Annotated in this window: 8 protein-coding genes; 5 read left to right on the top strand and 3 right to left on the bottom strand. The window is 44.8% G+C overall.

The features are described from left to right. Positions 1-339: 339 nt before the first annotated feature. A complete protein-coding gene (locus FVR03_RS23540) occupies positions 340-1,317 on the top strand; it encodes a replication initiation protein (RefSeq protein WP_147924225.1) in 978 nt (325 codons plus the stop codon). 135 nt (positions 1,318-1,452) lie between these two features. Then, a complete protein-coding gene (locus FVR03_RS23535; RefSeq protein ID WP_147924224.1) occupies positions 1,453-1,929 on the top strand; it encodes a hypothetical protein in 477 nt (158 codons plus the stop codon). Positions 1,930-2,034: 105 nt separating this feature from the next. Here the strand turns inward: FVR03_RS23535 and FVR03_RS23530 are convergent, their stop codons facing one another. Both FVR03_RS23530 and FVR03_RS23525 read right to left on the bottom strand, forming a co-directional pair. Further along, positions 2,035-2,304, bottom strand: a complete 270-nt coding sequence (locus tag FVR03_RS23530) for a Txe/YoeB family addiction module toxin (RefSeq protein ID WP_147924223.1) — start codon at positions 2,302-2,304, stop codon at positions 2,035-2,037. Between the two features lies 1 nt (position 2,305). Continuing rightward, positions 2,306-2,581: a type II toxin-antitoxin system Phd/YefM family antitoxin gene (locus FVR03_RS23525; RefSeq protein WP_147924222.1), complete on the bottom strand. Its 276-nt coding sequence runs from the start codon at positions 2,579-2,581 to the stop codon at positions 2,306-2,308. Between the two features lie 388 nt (positions 2,582-2,969). Here FVR03_RS23525 and FVR03_RS23520 point away from each other — a divergent pair, with 388 nt between their 5' ends. The 3 genes from FVR03_RS23520 to FVR03_RS23510 all read left to right on the top strand — a co-directional run bounded on the left by FVR03_RS23520 (position 2,970) and on the right by FVR03_RS23510 (position 4,331). Next, entirely contained in the window at positions 2,970-3,341 is a 372-nt protein-coding gene (locus tag FVR03_RS23520; RefSeq protein ID WP_147924221.1) for a hypothetical protein, read from the top strand. 109 nt (positions 3,342-3,450) lie between these two features. Beyond that, on the top strand, positions 3,451-3,933 hold the full coding sequence (locus FVR03_RS23515; protein WP_147924220.1) for a hypothetical protein: 483 nt from the start codon (positions 3,451-3,453) through the stop codon (positions 3,931-3,933). Positions 3,934-4,028: 95 nt separating this feature from the next. Next, on the top strand, positions 4,029-4,331 hold the full coding sequence (locus FVR03_RS23510) for a hypothetical protein (protein WP_147924219.1): 303 nt from the start codon (positions 4,029-4,031) through the stop codon (positions 4,329-4,331). A 198-nt stretch (positions 4,332-4,529) separates the two neighbouring features. Here the strand turns inward: FVR03_RS23510 and mobV are convergent, their stop codons facing one another. Next, positions 4,530-5,828, bottom strand: coding sequence for a MobV family relaxase (gene mobV / locus FVR03_RS23505; protein WP_147924218.1), 1,299 nt, complete (start codon positions 5,826-5,828; stop codon positions 4,530-4,532). Positions 5,829-6,051 lie beyond the last annotated feature (223 nt).

The raw sequence follows: 6,051 nt of genomic DNA, 5'->3' as shown, positions 1-6,051 counted from the left end.
ATTTTTTCCCTTTTGTATTACTCTTTGAGTTGGCTTTGTTGAGCGTTCTTATTTTGCTGCGTTCTATGAGTCCCTAAACGCCTTTTTTTTAGTTAATTTTTTGGATTACTTATAAAAGTAAACTTGTTGCTTCCTTGTAGGAGTTTTTTATTAGCTTATAACGCATTGAATAACAAATATTTACAGGCTTTTTTAAAACTCATTTTACGAGAATTTGAATACCTTTTTACGAGAATTTGAATACCCCTGAGCATAGTTTTTACGAGAATTTGAATACCCCGAATGCTAATAATAGAGTAATTTATTAGAGATTTTAATAATTTTCTCTAAATTAGCAATATGGAAACATCAAAATCAACTATTTATCAGCCTAATGTAATAACTCAAGCTCGTTACAGCTTCACTGAGTATGAGATGCGGGTGCTGCTGTACGTAGTCAAGCATATTCAAAACAAGCTTAACAAGGACGATATAGAGTTCAACCGCAATATGTTTGGGGAGATTGACTACAAGGTGCAGTTTTATCTAGCTGATATGATGGTAACTGAGGGTGAGAAGAACCATGCTCGTATTCGTAAAGCCCTCAAGGACTTACGAGACAAAAGCTTTGAGGTGGAAGACGAGAAGCAGTGGTTTAATGTCGGTTTCATCAATTACGGGCGTTACAACAAGGACGCAAAAAAATGGGAGTTACAGGTCTCTTTCCTACTTATGCCTTATATGGTTTCTTTGGCACGAGGCTTTACTGCTTATCAATTAGAAACAATTCTGCACCTGAATACCCATAGCCAGCGACTTTACATGATGTTCAGCCAGTACCATGACACAGGTATTTTTAGGATATCTGCGGAAGATTTGCGCTACAAGCTTGGATTAGAGAAAAAGTATGAGCGGTATGGGGATTTTAAGAAGTGGGTTTTATCTGCTGCTGAAAAGGAGCTAAAGCACCTTTTTGAAGATAATAAATCGGATTTATGGGTCAAGCTAGAAAAGGACAAAAAGGAGCGTGGCAAGGAAGATTTTGACCGGATGCTAACCTTCAAAATTTTTTATACTGATCGGAAGTTCAAGCAGGTAGAGCAGGCCAAACAGGAAGCTATCAGGTACTGCATCAATTTACTTTCCGCGATACTTCCAGGAGATGAACTATACTGTAATAAGCTTCTGGGTTACCTGATAGAGCAGAAGCGGCTCAAGCCCTTTGCTGACCGTTTGGGGCGGCTTGAGGAACAGGCCCAGCAAGAAGGCAAGCCACTTACTTCCTACGGTGGCCTACTGCGCCATATTGCCAAGGAAGATTTCAAATATCAGGGCTAAGTACCGCTAAACCGTGCAGAAAGCACCTAAAACAGGTCTGCCACCCCCTATTTTGACATTGCCAAACCCATGCCATTGCATTGCTGAATGACATGCCATATCTTGTACCTCCTAAGGAGAGTAAAATTCAGCACCATGCCGTACATCAATCTACAGGAAGCCTCAGAGGTCACGGGCAAAAGTGTCCGGACAATTAGAAGGCTTTGTAATTTACCTGAAAGCAAGAAATATATTACGTACGAAGATGGGAAGCTACTGGTAGAGGTAAGCTTTCTGGAGGGGAAATACCCTATGGTTAATAGGCCAAATCCTGGCATTCCATCCAAAAATGGCATAGGCCAAACCCATGCCATAGCAATGCAAGAACCTGTGCCAGATGGCAATCCTCAAGGCCCGGATAAGCTGCTGCATGAAATAGAGCTATTGAAGTTAGAATTGAAGTTTCAAGCTCAGTTAACCCAAGAGAAAGAGCAGCAGATCGAGATTCTGAAGCGTAGCCTGTTAATGCTCGGCGAAGGACAGAGGAACGAGCCTACTCCCGAACCGCAGCCGGATGCCTTAAAGCAGGAGCCGCGTTTGGTTGAAAAGAAAAAACGCTGGTGGCCCTGGTAAAACAGAAGGGAAAAAAGAGTTCTTAGACAGCCTCCAGATCACGAACATTCAGGCTCGCTAGAGTCGGGAATAGTTTTTTTGGTACTTGAGCGGGTCTTTACTTTATCAGTAATGGAACTTGCACTGGACAACCGTCATTTTTTGGTCTACACCTCTTTTGCCTTCCACAGCATACACCAAGCGATGTTCACCAGTAATGCGGCGCGACCAATACCCCCTCAATTCATTTTTAAGAGGTTCCGGCTTGCCTATGCCTTTGAACGGCTCCCGCTGGATAGCTTTAATTAAATCGTTTATTTTCTCAATGGCACCCATATCATCTTGCTGCCATTCGCAATACTCTTGCCAGGCCTGTTGGGTAAAAGCTACCGTCATATTATCTGCTCAGCGTCTCTTCCTTCCCCTGTAGCGTAAAAGGCACTACTTGCCCACTCTTGTGCTGGGCAATCGATTTCTCTAGCGCCTCGCGATTGGCTCGTGACCCCAGCAGATGGGCTGTCTCCATGATAGAGTTATATTCTCGCATAGGCATGAGCACAACAGAGTCATCCTCATTGCCGCGCGTTACAAATATAGTTTCAGCAGTCTTGCTTACCCTATCCAGGTAACTTTTCATTTTATTTCTAAGTGCTGTTGCTGTGATTGCGTCCATATGTATATTATTATGTACACTATAATGTACGCAAAAATATACATATCTGTTTACTTTAACTACTTTTATCTTAAATAATCTGTTCTTGTCAAAGCGCCTCAAGCATGCCATTCTAGGCTACTTCTCTTATTCATCCGGAATAGCATTTCCTTTAGAACCCCTTCTATTTAACATAACAGTCGTTATAGGCGAAACCCGCCTGATTGGCTGGAATCCGGGGGTGCGCTTTTGGTACTTTGGCAGGAGCGGCAACTGTCGATGGCTTTCTTTATATTGCTTTGAATATATAGTATATTCGTTAGTCCAGTTCCGGTTATTGGTCGTTTTCGACAGATAAGCCGAATAGACTTCCGTTTAGCATATAGTTGGATAATATTTTAAATTATGAATGAGAAAGTCTCAAATTAAAATATCTATTAGTTTCAAGAACTGGTTTATATTACTACTACTTTTGTATCCTCAAATAACTCGTGCAGACAAATCTGACCATTATGGTGAAATGGTAGGTTTTTTCTTTGGGTTAATAATCATAATGCCTGTTGTAATTATTCCCTTATTACTTTCAGTGATTAGTTATGCTAATCAAAGCAGTATCTTATCTTATATCACCAAGGCAATAGCATTACTCATAGGTATTTCAACAATAATTATATTCAGTTTAGGATTTACAACTTCTGGTTGGTTGTTAATAGTTGTGTCGGCATTCAGCTTTTGGTTTTCTGGCAAGAAAAAAAGGAAATCACCTATAAATGATGAATAGAGTATACAACTTTCCAATAATAAAATCCAACACTGTATATACTTCATGCTTCGTCTAAAGCCTCGCAAGTCGTATATACCATCCCGTTAGGCGTAATCAGACTAAAATATTGAAAGTAATAGCCCAGTTTATAGTAGCTCTAATTTTATCTTGTATGGTTGGCTACTTGGTTGCCGACTCAGTTATAGGTTTTGGTGGGGGATGTGATGGTGGGTTCTGTGCCATTACTACATTTTTTGCATTAGGCATTGCCCTACTTTTATTTGCAATTTTTATAGTTGCGAAGATTATTATACACTTTGCTCCAAAAGATATGAGTTGGATTTCATTTTTTTCTGCATTATTATCCCCTGTCTTACTTATTATCATCATATTCTTTTATGGTCTTAGTACCTACACAAAAGCGGATAGTAGCAGTGGTGTTTTTGAAGCTAATCTAATTCAGGCTATCATTTATTTGACACCCATTTTATTGATTGGTCTGTTTTTCCATTTCCGCACTTATGAACCAGATGCAGCAAAAGGTATATTGTATGCTGCCTTCTTTTGGATATTTTTTGCCTTATTGACATTAGGTTTCTGCCATGGGTAGTGCTAAATAAAACTCTAGCCTAGCCAAGTTCAGCCTTTATACTCGGCTCCGCCTCGCCCATCGGCTGCACGTCAGCGAGCTCAGCCACCCTTTATATGGAAAAATTCTTTGAAGCGCTAGTAGTCAGTTTTGCAGTAGGCATGTTTACTTTTATGGCTTCAATATGGCTGTCCCTACCTGCTGGTCTTGCTTTAGCAAAAATTATATATAATAAAGCTGTTACTTCAATGCAATTTGTTTTAGGCTTCTTAGTATTATCTTTTTTGAGTAATTTTATAGTAGGCTTTATTCTAAGTGCGAGCCAGAGTAACTCAGCTGGATCAGTATTTGGTTTAACAATATTCCAATACTTCCCTGTGTTTATTTTAAGCATTCTTTTTTCAAAAAAGAATGCTTAAAACTTTTTAAGTATAGATATGAAAACTGCTCTAACAAAAGAAAATACTAATCTAAATTTGCACTTGCTTAGACATTAACCCATTGTTCTACTGACTTTAACAATAACTGTAGCTTAATCACTGAACGTGCTAATTTCTAGGCATATAAACTGTTTTGCGTTATTAAGCCACCCTTTGCGCGTGGGACATAAAGTGCTGTCACCTGCCCAGCCCCCTGCTCTTGCGCTGCTGGCGTGGCTCCTCCAGCCCCAGCGCCTTCCTCAGTTCCTGGAGGATGGTTTTAGCAAGTTCCCGCACCAGGTCTGCCGCTTTTTTCCGCAGCTCTTTGTAGAGGGATGCCTCCGGGCTCAGCGCCACACCCCACCGTTTCTGTATTTCCTGGTTGAAAATCCTGGTGATTTCCTCCGCTATGTGGCTGCGGGTTTCCTCCGAGTCATGCTGTTGGTGCCGCTCGTAATCCGCTCGGGTGGCTTTGCTGCTGTCCTCCAGTTGGTAGATCCCCCGGTAGTACAGTTCTGCACCCGGCTTTAGATGCGTAGCCGCCAGCTTCCGGACTTCCTCCTGGAAGAGCGCGTTGGCAGCCTCCCGGATCGCCTCAGGGGCTTTCAACAGGGCGTAAGAGGAGTCGAGGGTAATACCCGCCTTGCCTGCCTGCAGGAGCTGCGCCGCCATACTTTGGGTGGCTTCTCTGTGCCAGGCTGCCTCTTGCTCGGCCTTGTGCTGGCTGGCCTGCGCATGCCGGACCTGATCAGTCCGGCGCTTGAGCTCGATGGCTGTGTCCGTCTTCTCCCTGGAGACGGATTTAAAGCGCTCCTGCACCTTTTCCTCGTAGCGGACAGGGTTTATCCTGTCTAAAGCCGTAAGGCGCGGCAGATCGCTCAGAACGGCCTCCTGGGCCTGCTGCTGTTGCCCCAGGTACCAGCCCTCTGAGTTGTGGACGGCCTTGCTGCCCCGCACGCCTCGGGAGAGCCCGAACGGCTCCATCGCCTTGGCGTAGCGGTCCTGGCGCGCGCTCATGTCCTTTCTGTTGCCCAGCAGCTTCTTGGCCGTCAGCTTCCCCTCCACCAGCGGCACCACCACCGCGTGCAGGTGCGGGGTCTTCTCGTCCAGGTGAAGCGCCAGGCGCACCACGTTCTCCTTCCCGAACTCCAGGGTGACGAACTGGTAGTTGGCCTTCAGCCAGCTCTTCAGCTTCTCCGGATCCGCCTCGATGGCCTTCATGTCCTCGTGCGTGCCGGTGAAGACCAGCGAGAGGGCCCGTACCGCATCCTTCCGGATGGCGGTGGTACCGGTGTAGCCTTCGTCTATCCGATCGGAGATGGCCGTGTGCAGCGGCTTGCTGCAGTGCTCCGTCACGGCAAAGGACTGGTTGAGATGCCGCCGCGCCGGGTCGGCGTTCTGGAAGGTGTGCTCCTGGCCCTCCTTGCGGTCGATGTGGTCCCCGAGGCCTGCTCCAGAGGCGCTCATCTTGGTGGCGTGGTAAACGGCGAATCCCATGGCAGTTTCGTTGGTTTTTCTGCAGCCCCCTGGCCCCGCAGGGCCCGCGACTTCGGAACGAAGTCTAGTGGGCTATACTTCACTTGAAATTTTTACTCCTGCGAAGGTACGTATTTCCTTCCTTTTCGGGTATATTTTTTCCCTTTTGTATTACTCTTTGAGTTGGCTTTGTTGAGCGTTCTTATTTTGCTGCGTTCTATGAGTCCCTAAACGCCTTTTTTTT

This window comes from Pontibacter qinzhouensis, assembly GCF_008017455.1.
Taxonomy (GTDB): domain Bacteria; phylum Bacteroidota; class Bacteroidia; order Cytophagales; family Hymenobacteraceae; genus Pontibacter; species Pontibacter qinzhouensis.
The sequence above is the reverse complement of the archived record's forward strand: the minus strand, read 5'-3'. Positions and strand labels throughout refer to the sequence as shown.